Consider the following 21,394-nt stretch of genomic DNA (forward strand, 5'->3'; position numbering starts at 1 on the left):
GCTGCATTGTCAATAACTAGTGTCACAGAAACGTTATGACATGGGCTCCATATAAATTAATTTCATAATCGAAGCAATTCACGTTCAAATTTTGTTCAAAAAGTGTTATCATATAGAAGGTAATCGAATTGGAGTTTTTTGTGTTTGCTATTTTCAGAGAGAGTAAAGGATTTTGACTTATTCAATTGTTTATTTTTTGATAAAAATAATACTGAATATGGCAAGATGAAAAACTGGGTAGTAAACATTTATTTTTGTAAATGATTGTGCACGAATTCACAATCCTTATTCTTATGCCTTAAAAGCGTGAGACAGGGAGAGGCACTACCCTTTCCAAACAAATCAGCAAACTGCTTATAGTAAAGGAGAATTGGATATGCCAGAAACAATCGATCAAACAAATGCGTCTGTCAGCCAAAGCCAGCAAGATCTTATTGATCAGCTATTAAAGCCAGAAGTTCAAGAATCATTGACTGTTTTAGTTGACCAGCTTCCGAAGCTGACTGAGTTAGTCAATATTTTAACGAAGTCTTATGATTTCGCTCAGTCTGTAGCGACTGACGAAGTGTTAAAAAACGACACAGTCGGTGCGATCACTGAAATTCTTGAGCCTGTAAAAGAAACAGCGAAAGAAGTAGCTGCGACTGCGATCGAAGCAAAAGACCGCGCGGAAGCAAGCAACGAAACAATTGGTCTTTTCGGCCTGCTGCGTATGCTGAAAGATCCTCAAGCTCAAAAGCTGTTCCGTTTTGCTAACAGCTACCTTGAAGTCATGAACGAACGCGAAAACCAAAAATAATCTCAGATTCAAATTGATATAAAGGACGGAGGATATACGATGTCAAAACATATTGTCATTCTAGGCGCTGGTTATGGCGGAGTTCTTTCTGCTCTAACAGTTCGCAAACATTACACAAAAGAACAAGCACGCGTGACAGTGGTAAACAAATACCCAACTCACCAAATCATTACGGAATTACACCGTCTTGCTGCAGGCAACGTGTCTGAAAAAGCGGTTGCTATGCCATTAGAAAAACTTTTCAAAGGCAAAGACATTGATCTTAAAATCGCGGAAGTAAACTCTTTCTCTGTTGATAAAAAAGAAGTTGCGCTTGGTGACGGTTCTACATTATCTTACGATGCGCTTGTTGTAGGTCTTGGTTCTGTAACGGCTTATTTCGGCATCCCAGGTCTTGAAGAAAACAGCATGGTGTTGAAATCTGCTGCTGATGCGAACAAAGTCTTCCAGCATGTTGAAGATCGTGTGCGCGAGTACTCTAAAACGAAAAACGAAGCAGACGCAACAATCCTTATCGGCGGAGGCGGCTTAACAGGTGTTGAGCTTGTTGGTGAGCTTGCTGACATCATGCCTAACCTTGCGAAAAAATACGGCGTAGACCACAAAGAAATCAAATTAAAACTTGTTGAAGCTGGTCCTAAGATCCTTCCTGTTCTTCCGGATGATCTTATCGAGCGTGCAACTGCAAGCCTTGAAAAACGCGGCGTTGAGTTCTTAACAGGTCTCCCTGTTACAAATGTAGAAGGAAACGTAATTGATCTGAAAGACGGATCTAAAGTTGTTGCCAACACATTTGTTTGGACTGGCGGCGTACAAGGTAACCCATTAGTCGGTGAATCAGGCCTAGAAGTGAACCGCGGACGCGCGACTGTAAACGACTTCCTGCAATCTACATCTCATGAAGATGTATTCGTTGCTGGAGACAGCGCCGTTTACTTCGGACCAGACGGCCGTCCATACCCGCCAACTGCACAAATCGCATGGCAAATGGGTGAGCTGATCGGTTACAACCTATTCGCTTACCTAGAAGGCAAAACACTTGAAACATTCAAGCCAGTTAACTCTGGTACACTTGCAAGCCTTGGACGCAAAGACGCGGTTGCCATTATTGGTGCTAATTCTACACCGCTTAAAGGTCTTCCTGCTTCCTTGATGAAAGAAGCAAGTAATGTACGATATTTGACACATATTAAAGGACTTTTCAGCCTGGCTTACTAATCCTTTTAATGAATCTGGCATTGCCAAAAGCATTCCTTTCCGAGTGCTTTCTGGCAATGTCTTTTTTTATGTTTATGACAGCGTTAACATTTCATTTTCAAAAAAGAGATTGATCCCAGAGGAATATAAAGGTAAAATAAAAACAAATCAAAATGTTAACGTTAACATTTTGAAATAGAATGAAAGACGGTGAGGACATGGAACCCTTCATGGGCGAAAACTTTTTATTGAAAAATGAAACCGCTGTCAGCCTCTATCACAAGTATGCGAAAGACATGCCGATTATTGATTACCACTGCCACTTAAGCCCGAAAGAAATCTATGAAAATAAAACATTTCAAAACATCACGGAAGCCTGGCTGTATGGTGACCATTATAAATGGCGCATCATGAGAGCCAATGGAATTGAGGAGACATACATCACCGGAGATGCGCCAGATGAGGAGAAATTTATGGCTTGGGCGAAAACCGTGCCGATGGCGATCGGAAATCCGCTCTATAACTGGACCCACTTAGAATTGCAGCGTTTTTTTGGCATTTATGAGATTTTAAACGAGAACTCCGGGCCGGCTATATGGAAACGGACAAATGAGCTGCTCCAAGGGGAAGGCTTCGGTGCAAGGGATTTAATCATGAAATCAAATGTAAAGGTTGTGTGCACAACGGATGACCCTGTCGATTCTCTTGAATACCATCTATTATTAAGAGAAGACAAAGATTTTCCTGTCAGCGTGCTGCCTGGATTTCGGCCGGATAAAGGACTTGAGATCAATCGTGAAGGCTTTCCGGATTGGGTGCAGTCACTTGAAGATGCCGCCGCCATATCCATTACAACCTATGATGAGTTTTTAAAAGCGTTGGAAAAACGAGTGCGATTCTTCCATTCAGCTGGCGGCAGAGTGTCTGATCACGCGATAGATTCAATGGTATTTGCCGAAACGACAAAAGAAGAAGCTGGACGGATTTTTGCTGACAGATTACAAGGAACAGAGGTTTCTTATGAAGATGAGAAGAAATTTAAGACATATACGCTTCAGTTTCTTTGCGGGTTGTATGCGGAGCTCGATTGGGCGATGCAGTTTCATATCAACGCTTTAAGAAACACGAATACAAAAATGATGAAAAGGCTCGGTCCTGATACAGGCTATGATTCTATGAACGATGAAGAAATTGCGAAGCCTTTATACAAGCTGCTGAACTCAGTTGAGATGAAGAACCAGCTGCCGAAAACGATTTTATATTCACTGAATCCCAATGATAACTATGTCATTGCCAGCATGATCAACAGTTTTCAGGACGGTATAACCCCGGGAAAAATACAATTCGGCACAGCCTGGTGGTTTAACGATACTAAAGACGGGATGCTGGACCAAATGAAAGCGTTATCAAACGTTGGTCTTTTCAGCCGTTTTATCGGCATGCTTACCGATTCCAGAAGCTTTCTTTCGTATACGCGCCACGAATATTTCAGGCGAATCGTCTGCAATTTGATTGGGGAATGGGTGGAAAACGGCGAAGTGCCGCGCGATATGGAGCTTCTGGGAAACATCGTTCAGGGAATTTGCTATGACAATGCGAAACACTACTTTCAATTTCAAGAAGAAAAAGCAAACGTGTAACAAAGTGTCCGCTCAGCATCGCTGAGCGGACCACTGCCCGAAAATTCTTAAGACACAGAGGTGGAACATGCGAACTGAACTGGCAAATAATGTTGTGTCCGTCGAAACGGAAAAAAGGCTTTCGTTGAAGGAAAAAATCTCCTATGGTTTTGGTGATTTTGGCAACGGTTTTATGTTTGATCTCGGCCAGATTTATTTATTGAAGTATTTCACTGATGTAGCGGGAATTCCGGCTGCGATGGCCGGCGGCATTTTTTTAGTCAGCAAGCTGTTTGCGGCGATAACAGATCCAATTGTCGGCTCATCAATCGATTATCGCAAAAACATCGGCAAACGGGGGAAATTCAGGCCTTATTTATTAATCGGCAGCATCGTGCTCGCGGTGCTTACTGTTCTTATTTTTCTGTCTCCAAATGTATCAACGACCGGAAAACTGATTTATGCCTATGCATCCTATATGATTTGGGGCATCGGCTATTCGTTTGTGAATATTCCCTACGGCTCATTAGGAGCAGCAATGACTCAAAATTCTGAGGACCGAACCTCCATTTCGACGTTCCGCCAAATCGGATCACTTGGCGCCTTGTTTATCACAAGTGTGGCCGTAATGCCGCTTCTCGTCAAATTTGATAATCCGAAGGTCGGCTACCCCGTGGTCATGGGCTTGTTCGCGTTACTCGGTGTGCTTTGGTTTTATATTTGCTACCGCAATTGCAAAGAGCGCGTTGTCATATCGGAAGCTCCTAAAGAAAAATTAACATTCTCATCTGTCGTCAAAACATTTATTACAAATAAACCGCTGTTAACCCTTGTCCTAATGACGATTTTTTCAATCTCCGCATACAACATCAAATCCGCCATGCTCGTCTATTTCGCACAATATAACTTGGGCAAGGTTGAATTAATGGCTTATATGAACTTCATCATTATTGGTTCTTCCTTTTTGGGCGTCGTATTCCTTCCAAAGCTCGTCAAGATGTTTGGAAAGAAACGAACGGCAATGATTGGATTTGCCATCAGTGTGGCCGCGGACCTGGTCAACTTTATGCTTCCATCTAACGTTTATGTGTTTACCATTCTTGCCAGTATCGCCTTTATCGGAATCAGTATCCCAAACGGCATCACGTGGGCTCTTGTCTCCGATATTATCGACTATGGCGAATGGAAATCCGGTGAACGGAAAGAAGCAACGACATATTCACTTTTCAATTTTTCCAGAAAGCTAGCTCAGTCTTTGTCTGGGTTTCTTTCGGGGATCGGTTTGGGGATAATCGGCTACGTGCCGAATGCAGTTCAGACAGCACAGGCACTGATCGGCATCAAAGCGCTTTTGCTTCTGTATCCGGCCATTGCTTTGGCATTGGCGATGATGATTATTGGTTTTCTTTATAAACTCACAGACCAGCAGCATGCTCAGATTGTTCAGGATCTTCATCAAAAGAGCTGACGATGTAATATAAAGAATATTTGAAATAATCCGTAAATAAAATGTGTTTGTAGGGGTTTTCACTAATGGGTGCCCGGAAGCACTGAAAAGGAAGGAGGCACTTAATTGAAAACGATAACAATTGCAGCTGAAGAAGCAAAGGGACTCGTTCGGAAAAAGCTTGCCGGTGCCGGTTTGAATGAACGAGATGCTGAAAAAGTAGTAGATGTCCTCGTGCACGCTGATTTGCGCAATGTACATTCGCATGGCGTGCTGCGCACAGAACACTATGTGAACAGGCTTTTAGCGGGAGGGATCAACCCTGAGGCACAGCCTGTTTTTAAAGAAACGGGGCCTGTGACCGGAGTGCTGGATGGTGATGACGGATTCGGCCATGTGATTTGTGATATGGCAATGGACCATGCAATTGTCATGGCCAAGAAAAATGGTGTCGGCATGGTCACAGCCGTCAACAGCAGCCATTGCGGGGCGCTAAGCTATTTTGTGCAAAAAGCGGCTGACGAAAAACTGATCGGATTGGCAATGACGCATACGGACAGTATCGTTGTCCCGTTTGGAGGAAGGGCTCCTTTTTTAGGGACAAATCCGATTGCTTACGGTGTTCCGGCTAAGCATAAAAAACCGCTTATCCTCGATATGGCGACGTCCAAAGTGGCTTTCGGGAAGATTCTGCAGGCCCGTGAAGAGGACAAGGAAATTCCTGAAGGATGGGGAGTCGATGAAAACGGAGAAGCAGTAACGGATCCTGACAAGGTTGTTTCACTTTCAACATTCGGAGGCCCGAAAGGCTATGGACTATCGATTGTGGTGGATGTGTTTTCCGGATTGCTTGCTGGCGCGGCTTTTGGCCCTCATATTGCGAAAATGTACAGCGGCCTTGATCAAAAAAGAAAGCTGGGGCATTACGTTTGCGCGATCAATCCCTCCTTTTTTACCGACCGGGATACGTTTTTAGAGCAGATGGATGCCATGCTTCATGAACTGCAGCAGTCTCCTCCAGCTGCTGGAGTCGAGAGAGTGTTTGTGCCTGGTGAGATCGAGCAGCTGCATGAAGAAAGAAATAAGGAACACGGAATATCAATTGCTCGGAGTGTGTATGAATTCTTAAAAAGCAGGTGAGAAAAATGAAAGCGGTTCAAGTACGAAAACCGTATGATCTGGTGACAGAGGAGATAAAGAAGCCGGTTCTTTCTATGGATGATGAAGTGCTCGTGAAAGTCAAGCGAGTCGGGATTTGCGGATCAGACATGCATATTTATCATGGGACGAATCCGCTCGCTACCCTCCCGAGAGTCATCGGACACGAGGTAACGGGACAAGTGGAGGCAGTTGGGGCGAATGTACAGAGCCTAAAAGCCGGTGACCATGTGGTAATTGAGCCGATTTCTTATTGCGGAACTTGCTATGCCTGCCGCAAAGGGCGGCCGAATGTTTGTGCCAAGCTCTCTGTGTTTGGCGTACATGAAGACGGGGGCATGCGGGAATATATTGTGCTTCCGGAAAGGCAGCTTTACGCGGTTTCAAAGGACTTGCCTTGGGAGGAAGCGGTCATGGCCGAGCCTTATACGATAGGGGCCCAGGCAGTGTGGAGAGGCCAGGTGGAAAAAGGTGATACCGTTCTGATCCAAGGAGCGGGGCCTATTGGGATCTGTGTGTTAAAAATGGCAAAGCTGGCGGGTGCTGCTGTCATGATAACTGACTTGAACAACGAGCGGCTGGCGTTTGCAAAAGAAAACGGCGCCGATGCTGTTGTAAATGTCCAAGCAGAACATGTTGCCGAGCGGGTCCGTGAATGGACTGGGCATGAGGGAGCAAATGTGGTCATTGATGCTGTTTGCCTGCCGGAGACTTTTGCGTTTTCCGTTGAGGCCGTTTCACCTGCGGGACGTGTGGTTGTACTTGGATTTGATGAAAGAGCGGCACAGATTTCTCAGCTGCCGATTACAAAAAAAGAAGTCACAATAACCGGGTCGAGATTGCAGACCAATCAGTTTCCCAAGGTGGTAGAGCTTTTGAATAAAGGCCGGTTAGCGCATAACGGGCTTGTGACCCATACATTTTCAGTGGATGATGTCCATCACGCATTTCAGTTTATTAAGGAGCATCCAGATCAGGTACGGAAAGCCGTCATCGCGTTTGATTAATCGACTGAATCCGGAGGTGAAAGCATGAATATGACATTTCGATGGTATGGCCGAGGCAACGATACAGTCACACTTGAACACGTGAAGCAAATTCCCGGTGTCAAAGGCATCGTTTGGGCTCTTCATCAAAAGCCTGTCGGCGACGTGTGGGAAAAAGAAGAAATCAGAGCCGAGACCGAATATATTCAATCCTATGGTTTTCATGCTGAAGTTGTAGAAAGCGTGAATGTTCACGAAGCGATTAAACTCGGGAACGAAGAACGCGGCCGATATATTGAAAACTACAAACAAACGATCCGCAACCTTGCCGGATTTGGCGTGAAAGTGATCTGCTACAATTTTATGCCGGTTTTTGATTGGACACGCACGGACATGTTCCGGCCGCTGGAAGATGGATCAACCGCTCTGTTTTTTGAAAAGGCCAAGGTGGAAAGCCTTGAGCCCCAAGAGCTGATTCGGACGGTGGAGCAAGCATCTGACATGACACTGCCGGGGTGGGAGCCCGAAAAATTGGCTCGGATCCAAGAGCTTTTTTCGGCCTACAGAACGATCGATGAAGAACAGCTATGGGACAATTTATCATTCTTTTTGCAGGAAATTCTTCCTGTTGCAGAAAGTCACGGTGTTCAAATGGCCATTCATCCGGATGACCCGCCATGGCCGATTTTTGGACTGCCGCGCATTATCACGGGGGAGGCAAGCTATAAGAAACTGCGGGCGATATCAGATTCACCGTCTAATTGCATCACCCTATGTACAGGTTCAATGGGAGCCAATCCCGCTAACGACATGGTGGAGATCGCTAAAACGTATGCCGGCATCGCTCCATTTTCACATATTCGCAATGTGAAAATTTATGAGAATGGCGATTTTATTGAAACATCGCATGTAACAAAGGATGGTTCGATCAACATTCAAGGTGTGATGGAACAACTGCATAAGCAGGATTACGAAGGATATGTCAGACCGGATCATGGGCGCCATCTTTGGGGTGAGCAATGCCGCCCGGGATATGGCTTATACGATCGTGCCCTTGGCATCATGTATTTGAACGGACTGTGGGACGCCTATGAAGCAATGGTGAAAAAAGAGGTGGACATATGATCCCGCTGCATGAGAACCTTGCTGGTAAAACAGTTGTCATCACTGGCGGCAGCGGTGTGCTTTGCTCTGCGATGGCCAGGGAGCTAGCCCGTCATGGCATGAGGGTGGCGATATTGAATCGGACGGCTGAAAAAGGCCAGGCGGTCGTAAAGGAGATAACGGCGGCGGGCGGCACAGCGTGCGCTGTTGCAGCGGATGTGCTGGACAGGGAGTCACTGGAGCGGGCAAAGAAAGACATCCTCGGCCGATTCGGCGCTGTTGATCTGTTAATTAACGGGGCTGGCGGCAATCATCCTGACGCGATAACCGATGTGGAGACATATGAAGAAGCGGGAGAAGGCCAATCCTTTTTTGATATGGATGAGGGAGGCTTTTCAACTGTTTTCTCCACTAACTTCACCGGTGCGTTTCTGGCCTCGCAAGTGTTTGGAAAAGAGCTGCTGAAGGCGGATTCACCGGCGATTATCAATCTTTCTTCCATGAGTGCTTATTCACCTATGACGAAGGTTCCGGCATACAGTGCTGCCAAGGCGTCTATCAATAACTTTACGATGTGGATGGCCGTTCATTTTGCCGAAACCGGGCTGCGGGTCAATGCGATTGCCCCAGGCTTTTTTCTGACAAAACAAAATCATGATCTGCTGATTAACCAAGACGGAACGTTCACCAGCCGATCTCACAAAATTATCGCGGGAACACCGATGAAGCGCTTCGGAAAACCGGAGGATTTGATTGGCACGTTTCTTTGGCTGGCGGATGAATCCTATTCGGGTTTTGTCACCGGAATCACCGTTCCTGTCGATGGAGGATTTATGGCTTATTCAGGTGTGTAACGAAAGCGGCGCAACAGAAACTGAACCAACATAGGGGTGAGGTTGAGATGTTTTCAAAAGATAAGCTTCCCATTATCCTTTTTTTGTTCCTGGCAGGGGTGATTAATTACCTGGATCGCTCAGCGCTTTCCATTGCAGCTCCTTTTATTCAGGATGATCTCACATTGTCAGCCACGCAAATGGGCTTGATTTTCAGCAGTTTTTCGGTTGGTTATGCCATTTTTAACTTTCTTGGGGGCGTGGCATCCGACCGCTACGGGGCAAAACTGACCCTATTTGTCGCGATGGTCGTTTGGTCGCTGTTTAGCGGAGCAGTCGCCCTCGCTTTTGGTTTTGTCAGCCTGCTGATTATCCGTATCCTTTTTGGAATGGGAGAAGGCCCGCTGTCTGCGACCATCAACAAGATGGTGAATAACTGGTTCCCGCCGACCCAGCGGGCGTCCGTTATCGGTGTAACCAACAGCGGCACCCCGCTCGGAGGAGCCATTTCCGGTCCGATTGTCGGCATGATTGCAGTGGCGTTCAGCTGGAAGCTATCCTTCGTTCTCATTATGATCATTGGTTTGATATGGGCAGTGCTCTGGTTCAAGTTTGTCAAAGAAAAGCCGTCAGAGAGGGTGAAGGAAGCACAGGCAATCAAAGCAGAAACGTCTCCTGGAGAAAAAATGCCGCTCACCTTTTACCTGAAAAAAACGGTCCTGTTCACGGCGTTCGCTTTTTTCGCTTACAACTACATCCTCTTCTTCTTTTTGACGTGGTTTCCGAGCTATCTTGTCGAAGAGCGGGGCTTAAGTGTTGAATCGATGAGTGTTATCACGGTCATACCGTGGGTTTTAGGCTTTATCGGGCTTGCTGCAGGAGGATTTGTTTCTGACTATGTGTACAAAAAAACGTCTCGAAAAGGCGTGCTGTTCTCACGCAAGGTTGTGCTTGTCACGTGTTTGTTTTCATCAGCTGTCCTAATTGGTTTTGCCGGGCTGGTGGGAACGACTGCGGGCGCTGTCACACTGGTCGCTTTGTCAGTATTTTTTCTATATTTAACAGGTGCTATCTATTGGGCTGTGATTCAAGATGTGGTTGATCAAAACAATGTCGGTTCTGTTGGCGGCTTCATGCATTTCCTCGCCAACACGGCAGGAATTATCGGCCCGGCTTTAACAGGTTTTATTGTTGACCAAACGGGCACGTTTTCTGGAGCGTTTTTGCTTGCCGGAGGGTTAGCTGTCTTCGCGTCACTTGCTGTAATTCGTTTTGTCCGTCCGATCATCGGCAAACCAACAGGAACAGAAGCTGAGAATCCGGTGTCTTATTAATCTGGAAATATAGTGGGAGAGGAGGTATGTTTGATGATACAATATACAGTAATTAATCGCAGCCGGTATGATAAGGAAGGGAATTAGATGGTAACCATAAAAGATATCGCAAAACTTGCAAACGTATCCCACACAACCGTTTCCAGAGCACTCAACAATAGCCCTTACATCAAAGAGCATACGAAGAAAAAAATAGTAGAGCTCGCAGAGAAGCTCAACTATACACCAAATGTAAATGCGAAAAGCCTGGCGATGCAAAAGTCACATACGATCGGGCTTTTCTTTACAAGCATCACAAACGGAACCTCACACAGCTTCTTTGCAGACACAATCAAAGGCGTCAATCAAGCCATAAGTGAGGATTACAATCTCTATGTGCGCGGCATTGATGATCTAAAAAACTATGACTCCGTTACATCGATGAGGTATGACGGCATCATTTTAATGAGCCAAAGTGATATTGATAATTCTTTCATTTACCATATACGAGAAAAAAACATTCCGCTTGTCGTGCTAAATCGTGATATTGATGACCGCACCATCACGAATATTTTATCCAATGATAAGGAGGGCTCCCAGGAAGCTGTAGAATACTTTATTAAGAACGGACATCAAAACATCGCCATCATCGAGGGGATGGAAGGCTTTAAATCCTCCCAGCAGCGAAAGGAAGGCTACTTATCCGCACTGATTCAACATCATATTCCAATCAAGCATGAATACAGTGTCAAAGGACATTACGATATGGAAAGCGGCTTTCAAGCGATGGAGCGGCTGCTGGCGCTGCCGAATCCTCCAACCGCTGTCTTTTGTTCGAATGATGACATGGCAATCGGAGCGATGAATGCGATATTCGCAAAGGGCCTGCGCGTCCCTGATGATATTTCGGTGATCGGGTTTGATGATATTGGGTTTTCACAATACATCACGCCAAGGCTTTCAACAGTAAAGCGCCCAGTGGAGAAAATCAGCGTGCTCGGCGCGCAAAAACTATTGTCGCTGATCAGCGAGCCGGAAACAAAAGCGGAGAAAATCTTGGAAAACACAGAATTCATCGTGCGTGATTCAGTCAGACGATTGACAACGTGATGCCCCGATTTTTTAGCGGGCATTCTTTACACAGAAAAATGTTAACGTGTGCATAAAAGGAGAGGGAGGCAATAAGGATGCAGAAGCTGAATAAACATGTGTACGATCACTATACTCAGTATCCAGAAAAAATTCTCCAATTCGGAGAAGGAAACTTTCTTCGGGGATTTGTCGATTGGCAGATTGATCAATTGAATCAAAACACTGATTTTAATGGGAGCGTGGCAGTTGTCCAGCCAAGAGGCTCAGAAAAAATCAAACGATTAAATCAGCAAGATGGGCTATATACGCTCTTTTTACAAGGAATGAAAGACGGAGAAGCGGTAAACGAGCATATGATTATCAACTCAATCAGCCGGGGAATTGACCTGTTTTCTGATTATGAGGCATACAAAGAATTGGCATCAAGCGAAGAGCTGCGGTTTATCATCTCCAACACGACGGAGGCCGGGATCGTATGTGATGAAAAAGATCGTTTAGAGGATAGGCCGCCAAAAACATTCCCTGGGAAATTAACTGCATTTCTCTACTTCCGCTATCAGGCTTTTAAAGGAGATCAGACAAAAGGGTGTGTCCTAATCCCATGTGAGCTGATCGAGAAGAACGGCGAAAAGCTGAAGGAAACGGTTCTTCATTATGCACATCTGTGGAAGCTGGAGGAAGGATTTACACAGTGGATTCATGAGGCCAATACATTTTGTAATAGTTTAGTAGACCGGATTGTCCCGGGTTTTCCGGTCGACAGCATTGATGAGATCACGGCAGAACTGGGCTATCAAGATGAACTGATAGTTGTGGGAGAGCAGTATTATTTATGGGTTATCGAGGGGCCGGATTGGATTGGAAAAGAAATTCCCTTTGTGGCTGCAGGGCTCAATACAAAAATCGTCAGCGACCTCACCCCGTATCGGACAAAAAAAGTAAGAATTTTAAATGGCGCTCACACAGCAATGACGCCAGTGGCATTGTTGTACGGCTTAAAAACTGTTAGGGATGCTGTCGAGCATCCGGAAGTGGGGCGGTTTATTAGAGAGCTGATCAATGACGAAATTCTTCCTGTTTTAAAAATGGAAGGTCTTTCTCAGTATGCTGACGATGTGCTGAACCGTTTTAAAAACCCGTATATAAAGCATTACCTGGAAAGCATTGCATTGAACTCCGTTTCCAAATTCAAAACAAGAAACCTGCCGACTCTTAAGGAATATGCTGAACAAAAGAGACAGCTCCCTGAACGCTTGGTGTTTTCTTTCAGCGCTCTTCTGTATTTTTATCAGGGATACGAGACATTGCAGGATGATCCGGCAGTTCTTCAATTTTTCAAAGAGGTTTGGAGCCAGGAGGATGGAGACATGCTTCGAATTGCATCAAGAGTGTTAGGCGAACAGCGGCTGTGGGGAACAGATCTCAACGAGATACCGAAACTGACTGAAAGAGTCGCTTATTACTTGAATCATATTCATGAGCTGGGCATGCAGCGGGCTCTTGAACAATACAGCATACAAAGGGGAGAGGTACGTTGAAGTCGTTTATAAAGATTCATAAGCAAGATAATGTCCTTCTTGCTTTACGGGATATCCAAAAGGGAGAGCGGCTGCATACGGGCGGCGTGTCGATTGAAGTAAAGGATGATATAAAAAGAGGCCACAAGATTGCATTGCAGTCTATTAAAGAAAACGACAGCATCATTAAATACGGGTTTCCAATTGGGCATGCATCACAAGATATTTCGATCGGAGAGCATATTCATGTCCATAATACGAAAACAAACCTGTCAGATATCCAATCATACAGCTATACACCGAGATTTGATGAAAATCCGTATTCTAATGAGAACCGGACATTTAAAGGCTTTAGAAGAGAAAACGGTGATGCGGGTGTACGCAATGAATTGTGGATTGTGCCAACTGTCGGCTGCGTCAATGGAATTGCAGAAAAAATGCTGCAGCGTTTTGTCAGAGAAACGGGAGATATCGCTCCATTTGATAACGTACTCGTGCTGAAACATCAATACGGATGCTCGCAGCTTGGCGATGATCACGAAAATACGAAGCAAATCCTGCTGAACGCCATTCGCCATCCAAATGCCGGCGGCGTCTTGGTGCTAGGGCTAGGGTGTGAAAACAATGAACTGGCAAAAATGAAGGAAGCACTCCAGGATGTAAATCTGAATCGAGTGAAATTCCTCGAATCCCAGTCGGTGACCGACGAAATGGAGGCAGGCGTTGCTTTCCTAAAGGAAATACATGAAGCGGCCAAAGGGGATACGAGAGAAGACATTCCGCTGTCCGAACTGAAGATCGGACTGAAGTGCGGAGGTTCGGATGGTTTTTCCGGCATAACCGCAAACCCGCTGCTTGGCCGTTTTTCAGATTATCTCATTGCACAGGGAGGGAGCACGATGCTGACGGAAGTTCCGGAAATGTTCGGTGCGGAAACCATCCTGATGCAGCGGGCTGCCAATGACGAAGTGTTTCATAAGGTAGTTCAATTAATCAACGACTTTAAACAATATTTTATCAAACATGATCAGCCGGTGTATGAAAATCCTTCACCGGGCAACAAAGCGGGCGGCATTTCTACACTTGAGGATAAATCGCTGGGCTGTACGCAAAAAGCGGGGATTTCTCCTGTCACGGATGTCCTGAAATACGGGGAAGTACTCAAGACAAAAGGGCTGACGCTTTTGAGCGCGCCGGGCAATGATTTAATCGCTTCCTCCGCATTGGCGGCGGCCGGCTGCCAAATTGTCCTCTTTACAACGGGGAGAGGCACGCCGTTTGGCACCTTTGTCCCGACCGTGAAGGTAGCAACAAACACCGAGCTGTATGAGGCGAAGCCGCATTGGATTGATTTTAACGCAGGCCTTTTAGCGGAGGATGATGTTCATGAGGAATATGTGCTGCGGGAGTTTATCCACTATATGATTGAGGTGGCGAGCGGCCAGCTTGTGAACCATGAAAAAAATGATTTCAGAGAGCTCGCCATTTTTAAATCGGGTGTAACGCTATAATAATAGAAGGCTATCCTTCAAGCGGATAGCCTTCTTCATTAAATCAATTTTAAACCGCTGACTAAAATAATGGACGCCATAATAAATTGCAGTGGACGCGGGGAGAATCGAGGCGAAAGATGGCTTCCAATCAGCACGCCGGGAATTGAACCAATGAGCAGATTAGCTGCCAGCATGTAATCCACGCTTCCGAAGCTTGCGTTCAAAATGCCTGCTGCAGTAACAAGAAGAAATGCATGCGCGATATCAGTTCCGACAATCTGTGATGCTTTCATGTTGAATAAGTAGATCATGGCAATTGCAAATAATGACCCGGAACCGATTGATGTTAATCCAACAATAAATCCAAACACAACACCAATAAGAATTGTCAGCGCCCTCTTATTTTCAAGCGGCATCAGCTGCCAGCGGTTCGGGCGAAGCTTTCTATCCAAAAACAAACGAACGATGATTGAAATGGCAACAAGCGTTAACACATATCCTAGAGCGTGCTTAATAATTTCTTCCTGATGCTGGTGGAAGGCGGGGAACAAATGCAAGATGCCAATGGCTAGCGAAGCACTCGGAATACTGCCGATGGCTAAGTATTTTACCAATTGAAAGTTAATCGTTTTCTGCCGCCAATGGGAGGCAACGCCAAACAGCTTTGTGATCGAGTTATATACAAGATCCGTACCGACCGCGATGGAAGGGTTAATTCCAAGCACAATTAAAAGGGGAGTCAATAAGGCGGCTCCGCCCACACCCGTCAATCCGACTAAGGCTCCGACAAACAAACCCATCAATATGATGCTTACACTCATGATAAAGGCCTCCTGAAAACCCGACTATTTTTATCAGATTATATATGATTAGGTCATGTTAATCAATTAAATTTTTTGAATTTTTGCACGTTAGCTGTTTGAAATTTTGGTATGCTCCATATCTTTATTCATTTGCCCTATAATGAGTGTCTGGTCGAAACCGGGAAGTGAGGCGGAAGGACAAAAAAAGATACCTTTTAACAGGTATCTTTTTTTCGTACGCTACATGCGCTGCTGATAGAAAGGAAGTTCTGTGTGGCCCATTTCCCGCACATAAACGAACAGGTTGCCTTTATGGTGAATTTCATGTTCCATTGCAAGCTGAAGCAGCGCGCGGCCAGTGACTTTTCTGCCGAAAGCGGATGTCAGATCAATTTCTCTGTCCAGCTGTTCTTCAGTCAGCTGTTCAAGGATAGCGACCGTTTTGTCCGTATATGTTTTTGCCAGAACATTGAGATCGGTTTCTGTTTCTTCCTGCTTGTTTTGAAAAGGTGAAGCATTGCCTTCTTTAATGACATTTGCGAACAAGTGGAACGACGTAAGAATGTGTTTGACCAATTCTTCCGCTGACATTGATGTTTCTGCCGGTTTGTAGCTGTAATGGTCTTTGCTGATTTTTTCAGCAAGCTCATTCGTCACGTTTCGATGGGATAAAAAATGGCTGACAATTTGATTGGATTGGCTCATTATGATCTCCTCCATATGTAAAAATAAATGGTGCAATGAAATCCTATATCAACGGTTACGAATTCACAAGTAATATGCTGTGGGATGAAACAAAATGCTATGTCAATCGTATATATAACGTTCACAAAATATGAAATGGAGTATAAACATGACAACCATACCTTTCATTTATCAGTACGAAGAAAAAGAGAATGAAAGAGCTGCAGCGGGCTACGGCACTTTCGGTTACCTTATCACACGGATTGAAGAAACGCTTTATGATCAATACGGTGTATTCTATGAGCTCTATGCCAGTGATGACCCGAACACGGAATACTGGGAGCTTCTTGTAGAAGATGTCCGCAGCGGTTCATTGGAGCCTGAGCATGTGGCATATATATTTGAAAAGCTTGAAAAGAAAACCTTTGCTTACGATGAAGATGAAAAAGAACCGGATTATACCGTCCATAAGTCTATAAGAAACAGCGTATACGCGTATCCTGAAAAGGGAGTTGCTTTTGCCAGAATTCCTTATTTTCAAGATGGGAGCATCATGAGTTTCGATTGTCTGTTTGCGGTTAACGATGAAAAGATGCGTGCATTTCTGGAGGGAGTCAGACCGCGTCTCTGGGAAAAAAGCAAGCGGAAAGTGACCGTTTTTACGGATGGAGATGGAGGGACTTCAAGAGAGCAGGAAGCCATTGTCAGAGAGGTTCAGCGGAGTCAGGTAATCATGAATCCGCTATTGAAAAAAGAGATATACAGATCAATTGATCAGTTTTTTCATAGTGATAAATCGTTTTATCAAACGTATGACATCCCTTATAAGCGCGGCATTCTGTTATATGGACCTCCTGGAAACGGAAAGACGACATTAGTGAAGTCGATCGCAGGCAGTATCGATGCACCTGTTGCCTATTGGCAAATTACTGAATTTACGTCGAGCGAGACAATAGAAGAAGTCTTTCAGGCAGCGAGACGCCTCGCTCCTGCAGTTCTCGTCATCGAGGATATAGATTCGATGCCGGAAGATGTGCGATCCTTTTTTCTCAATACGTTGGACGGCGCGACATCAAAAGAGGGGCTATTTCTCATCGGCACGACAAACTATCCCGAAGAGATCGATCCAGGTTTGATGAATCGTGCAGGACGGTTTGACCGTGCCTATGAAATCGGGCTTCCGGATGAAGAGCTGCGGCTGGAATATATGAAAATGAGAGGCTTTGACATCTTTTTGAGTGAAGAAGAAATAAAAAACGCCGCAAAGCTTACAGAAGGCTTTTCCTTTGCGCAGCTGGGAGAATTATATGTATCTTCAGCGCTTCAATGGCACCAAGAAGGGAATCATCATATTGAAACCATGGTGAAAGACATGACAGGAGAGCAAAGAAAAAGCCGGCAGGGAAGCTGGATGGAAAGAAACAAAGTCGGTTTTCACTAAAAGAAAGCACGGGTTTCTGAAAAACCCGCGCTTTTTTGTTGCGGTTAGCCGAAATTCGACAATTGCGGTTATTTTGCGTTCTTCTTTTTCTTGTAAATATGATAAAATATGACATATCTCGGGTAATTCAAAAGGGGGGATTAATTGAGGATGAAGCAGACGATTCCGTCCTCTTATGTCGGGCTTAAAATTAATGAATGGTATACTCATATCCGGCAGTTCCACGTCGCTGAAGCCGAACGGGTCAAGCTCGAAGTAGAAAGAGAAATTGAGGATATGGAAGAAGACCAAGATTTGCTGCTGTATTATTCTTTAATGGAGTTCAGGCATCGTGTCATGCTGGATTACATTAAGCCTTTTGGAGAGGACACGTCGCAGCTGGAGTTTTCAGAATTATTAGAAGACATCGAAGGGAATCAGTACAAGCTGACAGGGCTTCTCGAATATTACTTTAATTTTTTTCGAGGAATGTATGAATTTAAGCAGAAGATGTTTGTCAGTGCCATGATGTATTATAAACGGGCAGAAAAGAATCTTGCCCTCGTCTCGGATGATATTGAGAAAGCCGAGTTTGCTTTTAAAATGGCTGAGATTTTTTACAATTTAAAACAAACCTATGTTTCGATGAGCTACGCCGTTCAGGCATTAGAAACATACCAAATGTATGAAACGTACACCGTCCGCAGAATCCAATGTGAATTCGTTATTGCAGGTAATTATGATGATATGCAGTATCCAGAAAGAGCATTGCCCCACTTAGAACTGGCTTTAGATCTTGCAAAGAAAGAAGGCAATCCCCGCCTGATCAGTTCCGCCCTATATAATCTCGGAAACTGCTATGAGAAAATGGGTGAACTGCAAAAGGCAGCCGAATACTTTGAGAAATCTGTTTCTATTTGCAAGTCGGAAAAGTTCGATAATCTTCCGCATTCTATCTACTCTTTAACACAAGTTCTGTATAAACAAAAAAATGACGCTGAAGCGCAACAAAAGTATCGTGAAGGATTGGAAATCGCCCGTCAATACAATGATGAATTATTTGTGGAGCTTTTTCAATTTTTACATGCGTTATACGGAAAAAACATTGACACAGAATCAGTCTCACATACCTTTCAATTTCTTGAAGAACATATGCTGTATCCTTATATTGAAGAGCTGGCGCATGATGCTGCCCAATTCTATATAGAAAACGGACAGCCCGAAAAAGCACTTTCATTTTATGAGAAAATGGTGCACGCACAAAAACAAATCCAGAGAGGAGATTGTTTATATGAAATCTAAATGGATGTCAGGTTTGTTGCTCGTTGCGGTCGGGTTCAGTTTTACTCAGGTGATGGTTCATGCAGATGACACAGCAAACACAGAGGGGAAAACATTTCATATTGCGGCACGCAATCAAACATGATGCATAAAAAAAGACCCTTAGGGGTCTTTTTTATTTCAGCTTCCATTCTTTTATCGTCAGCTCAGAAGATCCGCTTGCCACCAGCGGATCTGCATGCCCGATTTCCGCTGCCTCTTCCAGCGAATCTGCTTCGATGACATACGCTCCGCCTGTGGCGTCGCTGAATGGCCCAAACATTTTTAAGCGCTTTTCTGACTGTAAGCGGTCCAGAAATTCATAGTGCCCAGCCACAAGCTCCTGATTAAATTTCTCCGTCCTCATTGTGAGCATTAAGTATGTATGCATATTCAGCCCTCCCATTGAAATTCAGTTTAACACATTTAACCATATAGCAGTGATAGATGATATGAGCTTTTCGTCCTACGAATGCCACCTATTTATGAAAAAAGAAAAGGAGAGATGATAGGTGAGCATTCCAGTAAAGAAAAATTTGGTTTCTGAGGCGAAATACGCATTGAAGTGTCCGAATGCAATGTCCGCTGAATACATTACCATCCACAACACGGCAAACGATGCGTCAGCAGCCAATGAAATCAGCTATATGATCGGGAACACAAGCTCGACAAGCTTTCACTTTGCGGTCGATGATAAAGAGGTCATTCAAGGTCTGCCGCTTGACCGAAACGCCTGGCACACAGGGGACGGCACAAACGGTCCAGGGAACCGCAAATCAATTGGCGTTGAGATTTGCTACAGCAAATCGGGAGGTCCAAAGTATGAGGCAGCTGAAGCCTTAGCGATTTCATTTGTCGCACAGCTTTTGAAGGAGCGCGGTTGGGGAATCGATCGGGTGAGAAAGCATCAAGACTGGAACGGAAAGTACTGCCCGCACCGCATTTTATCAGAGGGGCGCTGGGATCAAGTGAAGGCGGCAATTGAAAAGGAATTAAACGGGAGCGTATCAGCGAAAAAGACAGCAGTCACTTCTTCGGCGTCTGAATATCATGTAAAAAAAGGCGATACACTGTCAGGGATTGCCGCGTCCCACGGAGTCAGTGTAAAAACGCTGCAAAGTATCAATCATATCACTGACCCAAATTACATTAAAGTCGGACAAGTGATCAAACTGCCTCAGACGGCATCTGCTTCTAAAAGCCATGCCGCATCCTCATATCTGCTCCCATCCGGAGTGATGAAAGTGACAAGCCCGCTGACGAAAGGAACAAAAGTGAAGCAGGTGCAGGACGCTTTAGCCGCCCTTTATTTTTATCCTGATAAAGGAGCGAAAAATCACGGCGTTGACGGCGTCTATGGCCCGAAAACAGCTAATGCAGTCAAACGTTTTCAGTCTGTCAGCGGTTTAACGGCTGATGGGATTTACGGTCCGAAGACGAAAGCGAAGCTGGAGGAAAAGCTGTAATGAAATGACGGAAGCTTCACAGCTTCCGTCACTCATCTTACATACAAACTGCGGCAAGCACCTTTTGAATATCATAAATGCTTTCATCTTTTTTAAACTGCTTTGAGACGGCGGGAAGTTCCGCGCCAGAGATCCAAATTTTCAGCTCTGAATCAAGATCAAAGCGGCCAGCAGTTTCCACGCTGAATCTGGAAATGCTTTTGTACGGAATTGATTGAAACTCCGTTTTCTTGCCTGTGATTCCCTGCTTATCCACAAGAATAAGCCGCTTGTCAGTAAAGACAATCAAATCGCGAACCAGCTTAAACGCGGCTTCAACCTTCTCACCCTCAAGTAAAATATGAGCAAGCTCTTCTTTCACAGCAGCCGTTGACAGTGTTGACGCATTGCCGAGTAAACCATCAATAAATCCCATCATATACCTCCTGTCCGTATTCTATCAAATCATACTATAAAAAGGTTTTCATTCATAGAAGAGTAGAGTAAACTGATGCTGACTGGAAAAGGAGGGCGTTCAAAATGAAAGATCGGTATGACAGCTTTGCGGCCCTTTCTGCTTCTGAATCGGAGTACCGGATTATTTATGAGGAAAAAAACGGAAGTGAACTTATCGTCCTCGGTCCCCACGGCGGCAGAATTGAGCCTGGTGTCAGTGAACTGGTGCGGGCATTTTCCGATCGATGTTCCATTTACTTGTTTGAAGGTGTAAAACAGCGAAACAATCGTTCCTTGCATCTCACTAGCATTCGTTTTGATGAGCCGCTGGCTTTAGAAAAAGTGAATGCCCATGATTACGCATTAGCGTTTCACGGGTATTATGATCCAAACATCCCAAAAACATTGGTTGGCGGGACGGATCGCAAAAAAGCCAAGCTCATTTGTGAGCGTCTGAATGAAGCGGGTTTCAGCGCCGAACTCACTAGTGAGAAAGATCGGCTGGCAGGTGTACATCCAAACAATATTGTCAATCGGACGAAAAGAGAAATGGGGCTCCAATTGGAGGTGAGCACTGCACAAAGAAACGTGCTGTTCTGCAATTTTGGGTGCCGTGATAAAAGCTACATACAAAACGATTTGTTTGATCGATATGTGGAAGCCGTCAAACTTGGCTTTTATAAATAAAACCAGACGGGACCTGCACGG

21 protein-coding genes are annotated in these 21,394 nt (G+C 44.9%); 17 read left to right on the top strand and 4 right to left on the bottom strand.

Going from position 1 to position 21,394, the window contains the following annotated elements:
- Positions 1-376 precede the first annotated feature (376 nt).
- From JQX68_RS07045 to JQX68_RS07100, 12 genes are all read left to right on the top strand, one after another.
- Entirely contained in the window at positions 377-799 is a 423-nt protein-coding gene (locus JQX68_RS07045) for a DUF1641 domain-containing protein (protein ID WP_014663610.1), read from the top strand.
- Between the two features lie 39 nt (positions 800-838).
- Positions 839-2,017, top strand: coding sequence for an NAD(P)/FAD-dependent oxidoreductase (locus JQX68_RS07050; protein ID WP_014663611.1), 1,179 nt, complete (start codon positions 839-841; stop codon positions 2,015-2,017).
- A 197-nt stretch (positions 2,018-2,214) separates the two neighbouring features.
- Positions 2,215-3,636, top strand: a complete 1,422-nt coding sequence (uxaC, locus tag JQX68_RS07055) for a glucuronate isomerase (RefSeq protein WP_147771779.1) — start codon at positions 2,215-2,217, stop codon at positions 3,634-3,636.
- Between the two features lie 67 nt (positions 3,637-3,703).
- Positions 3,704-5,083, top strand: a complete 1,380-nt coding sequence (locus JQX68_RS07060) for an MFS transporter (protein ID WP_147771780.1) — start codon at positions 3,704-3,706, stop codon at positions 5,081-5,083.
- 105 nt (positions 5,084-5,188) lie between these two features.
- Positions 5,189-6,202 (top strand): ureidoglycolate dehydrogenase, encoded by a 1,014-nt coding sequence (gene allD / locus JQX68_RS07065; protein WP_147771781.1) that lies wholly within the window; start codon positions 5,189-5,191, stop codon positions 6,200-6,202.
- Positions 6,203-6,207: 5 nt separating this feature from the next.
- The gene (locus JQX68_RS07070; RefSeq protein ID WP_147771782.1) at positions 6,208-7,227 is read left to right on the top strand and encodes a zinc-binding alcohol dehydrogenase family protein; all 1,020 of its coding nucleotides are present in this window, start codon (positions 6,208-6,210) and stop codon (positions 7,225-7,227) included.
- Between the two features lie 24 nt (positions 7,228-7,251).
- Entirely contained in the window at positions 7,252-8,331 is a 1,080-nt protein-coding gene (uxuA, locus tag JQX68_RS07075) for a mannonate dehydratase (protein ID WP_147771783.1), read from the top strand.
- The gene (locus JQX68_RS07080; protein ID WP_069149424.1) at positions 8,328-9,164 is read left to right on the top strand and encodes an SDR family oxidoreductase; all 837 of its coding nucleotides are present in this window, start codon (positions 8,328-8,330) and stop codon (positions 9,162-9,164) included. Before uxuA ends, JQX68_RS07080 begins: the two co-directional genes overlap by 4 nt.
- A 47-nt stretch (positions 9,165-9,211) precedes the next feature.
- Complete coding sequence (locus JQX68_RS07085) at positions 9,212-10,477, top strand: MFS transporter (protein WP_205440602.1); 1,266 nt, start codon at positions 9,212-9,214, stop codon at positions 10,475-10,477.
- A gap of 87 nt (positions 10,478-10,564) precedes the next feature.
- Complete coding sequence (locus tag JQX68_RS07090; RefSeq protein WP_147771785.1) at positions 10,565-11,566, top strand: LacI family DNA-binding transcriptional regulator; 1,002 nt, start codon at positions 10,565-10,567, stop codon at positions 11,564-11,566.
- Positions 11,567-11,643: 77 nt separating this feature from the next.
- Positions 11,644-13,086, top strand: a complete 1,443-nt coding sequence (locus tag JQX68_RS07095) for a tagaturonate reductase (protein ID WP_147771786.1) — start codon at positions 11,644-11,646, stop codon at positions 13,084-13,086.
- Positions 13,083-14,576, top strand: coding sequence for a UxaA family hydrolase (locus JQX68_RS07100; protein ID WP_147771787.1), 1,494 nt, complete (start codon positions 13,083-13,085; stop codon positions 14,574-14,576). Before JQX68_RS07095 ends, JQX68_RS07100 begins: the two co-directional genes overlap by 4 nt.
- Before the next feature lie 38 nt (positions 14,577-14,614).
- Here the strand turns inward: JQX68_RS07100 and JQX68_RS07105 are convergent, their stop codons facing one another.
- On the bottom strand, positions 14,615-15,379 hold the full coding sequence (locus JQX68_RS07105; protein ID WP_014663623.1) for a sulfite exporter TauE/SafE family protein: 765 nt from the start codon (positions 15,377-15,379) through the stop codon (positions 14,615-14,617).
- 222 nt (positions 15,380-15,601) lie between these two features.
- On the bottom strand, positions 15,602-16,066 hold the full coding sequence (locus JQX68_RS07110) for a DinB family protein (RefSeq protein WP_040083385.1): 465 nt from the start codon (positions 16,064-16,066) through the stop codon (positions 15,602-15,604).
- A 148-nt stretch (positions 16,067-16,214) separates the two neighbouring features.
- Between JQX68_RS07110 and yjoB the strand changes: the two genes are divergently transcribed.
- From yjoB to phrA, 3 genes are all read left to right on the top strand, one after another.
- Positions 16,215-17,486: an ATPase YjoB gene (gene yjoB, locus JQX68_RS07115; protein WP_147771788.1), complete on the top strand. Its 1,272-nt coding sequence runs from the start codon at positions 16,215-16,217 to the stop codon at positions 17,484-17,486.
- 144 nt (positions 17,487-17,630) lie between these two features.
- Positions 17,631-18,767, top strand: coding sequence for a response regulator aspartate phosphatase RapA (gene rapA / locus JQX68_RS07120; protein ID WP_080478209.1), 1,137 nt, complete (start codon positions 17,631-17,633; stop codon positions 18,765-18,767).
- Positions 18,757-18,891, top strand: a complete 135-nt coding sequence (gene phrA, locus JQX68_RS07125) for a phosphatase RapA inhibitor PhrA (RefSeq protein ID WP_014663627.1) — start codon at positions 18,757-18,759, stop codon at positions 18,889-18,891. Before rapA ends, phrA begins: the two co-directional genes overlap by 11 nt.
- A gap of 30 nt (positions 18,892-18,921) precedes the next feature.
- Here the strand turns inward: phrA and JQX68_RS07130 are convergent, their stop codons facing one another.
- Positions 18,922-19,176 (bottom strand): YciI family protein, encoded by a 255-nt coding sequence (locus JQX68_RS07130; protein WP_136654632.1) that lies wholly within the window; start codon positions 19,174-19,176, stop codon positions 18,922-18,924.
- Positions 19,177-19,297: 121 nt separating this feature from the next.
- Between JQX68_RS07130 and JQX68_RS07135 the strand changes: the two genes are divergently transcribed.
- A complete protein-coding gene (locus JQX68_RS07135) occupies positions 19,298-20,251 on the top strand; it encodes an N-acetylmuramoyl-L-alanine amidase (RefSeq protein ID WP_136654631.1) in 954 nt (317 codons plus the stop codon).
- A 37-nt stretch (positions 20,252-20,288) separates the two neighbouring features.
- On the opposite strand, the gene JQX68_RS07140 is transcribed toward JQX68_RS07135, so the two are convergent.
- Complete coding sequence (locus JQX68_RS07140) at positions 20,289-20,666, bottom strand: PH domain-containing protein (protein WP_014479546.1); 378 nt, start codon at positions 20,664-20,666, stop codon at positions 20,289-20,291.
- Positions 20,667-20,770: 104 nt separating this feature from the next.
- Here JQX68_RS07140 and JQX68_RS07145 point away from each other — a divergent pair, with 104 nt between their 5' ends.
- Positions 20,771-21,373 carry a poly-gamma-glutamate hydrolase family protein gene (locus tag JQX68_RS07145; RefSeq protein ID WP_014663630.1) on the top strand — a complete coding sequence of 201 codons (603 nt, stop codon included), beginning with the start codon at positions 20,771-20,773 and terminating at the stop codon, positions 21,371-21,373.
- Positions 21,374-21,394 lie beyond the last annotated feature (21 nt).

The sequence above is a fragment of the Bacillus sp. LJBS06 genome (assembly GCF_016924995.1).
Lineage (GTDB): Bacteria > Bacillota > Bacilli > Bacillales > Bacillaceae > Bacillus > Bacillus stercoris.

What these genes read in the sequence shown, in the direction of transcription:
- JQX68_RS07140 (WP_014479546.1), bottom strand. Translation starts at nt 20,666, where the DNA reads ATGGGATTTATTGATGGTTTACTCGGCAATGCGTCAACACTGTCAACG.
- JQX68_RS07090 (WP_147771785.1), top strand. Translation starts at nt 10,565, where the DNA reads ATGGTAACCATAAAAGATATCGCAAAACTTGCAAACGTATCCCACACA.
- uxaC (WP_147771779.1), top strand. Translation starts at nt 2,215, where the DNA reads ATGGAACCCTTCATGGGCGAAAACTTTTTATTGAAAAATGAAACCGCT.
- uxuA (WP_147771783.1), top strand. Translation starts at nt 7,252, where the DNA reads ATGAATATGACATTTCGATGGTATGGCCGAGGCAACGATACAGTCACA.
- JQX68_RS07110 (WP_040083385.1), bottom strand. Translation starts at nt 16,066, where the DNA reads ATGAGCCAATCCAATCAAATTGTCAGCCATTTTTTATCCCATCGAAAC.
- JQX68_RS07130 (WP_136654632.1), bottom strand. Translation starts at nt 19,176, where the DNA reads ATGCATACATACTTAATGCTCACAATGAGGACGGAGAAATTTAATCAG.
- JQX68_RS07145 (WP_014663630.1), top strand. Translation starts at nt 20,771, where the DNA reads ATGAAAGATCGGTATGACAGCTTTGCGGCCCTTTCTGCTTCTGAATCG.
- JQX68_RS07085 (WP_205440602.1), top strand. Translation starts at nt 9,212, where the DNA reads ATGTTTTCAAAAGATAAGCTTCCCATTATCCTTTTTTTGTTCCTGGCA.
- JQX68_RS07095 (WP_147771786.1), top strand. Translation starts at nt 11,644, where the DNA reads ATGCAGAAGCTGAATAAACATGTGTACGATCACTATACTCAGTATCCA.
- JQX68_RS07070 (WP_147771782.1), top strand. Translation starts at nt 6,208, where the DNA reads ATGAAAGCGGTTCAAGTACGAAAACCGTATGATCTGGTGACAGAGGAG.
- JQX68_RS07105 (WP_014663623.1), bottom strand. Translation starts at nt 15,379, where the DNA reads ATGAGTGTAAGCATCATATTGATGGGTTTGTTTGTCGGAGCCTTAGTC.
- yjoB (WP_147771788.1), top strand. Translation starts at nt 16,215, where the DNA reads ATGACAACCATACCTTTCATTTATCAGTACGAAGAAAAAGAGAATGAA.
- JQX68_RS07050 (WP_014663611.1), top strand. Translation starts at nt 839, where the DNA reads ATGTCAAAACATATTGTCATTCTAGGCGCTGGTTATGGCGGAGTTCTT.
- JQX68_RS07060 (WP_147771780.1), top strand. Translation starts at nt 3,704, where the DNA reads ATGCGAACTGAACTGGCAAATAATGTTGTGTCCGTCGAAACGGAAAAA.
- phrA (WP_014663627.1), top strand. Translation starts at nt 18,757, where the DNA reads ATGAAATCTAAATGGATGTCAGGTTTGTTGCTCGTTGCGGTCGGGTTC.
- JQX68_RS07045 (WP_014663610.1), top strand. Translation starts at nt 377, where the DNA reads ATGCCAGAAACAATCGATCAAACAAATGCGTCTGTCAGCCAAAGCCAG.
- JQX68_RS07080 (WP_069149424.1), top strand. Translation starts at nt 8,328, where the DNA reads ATGATCCCGCTGCATGAGAACCTTGCTGGTAAAACAGTTGTCATCACT.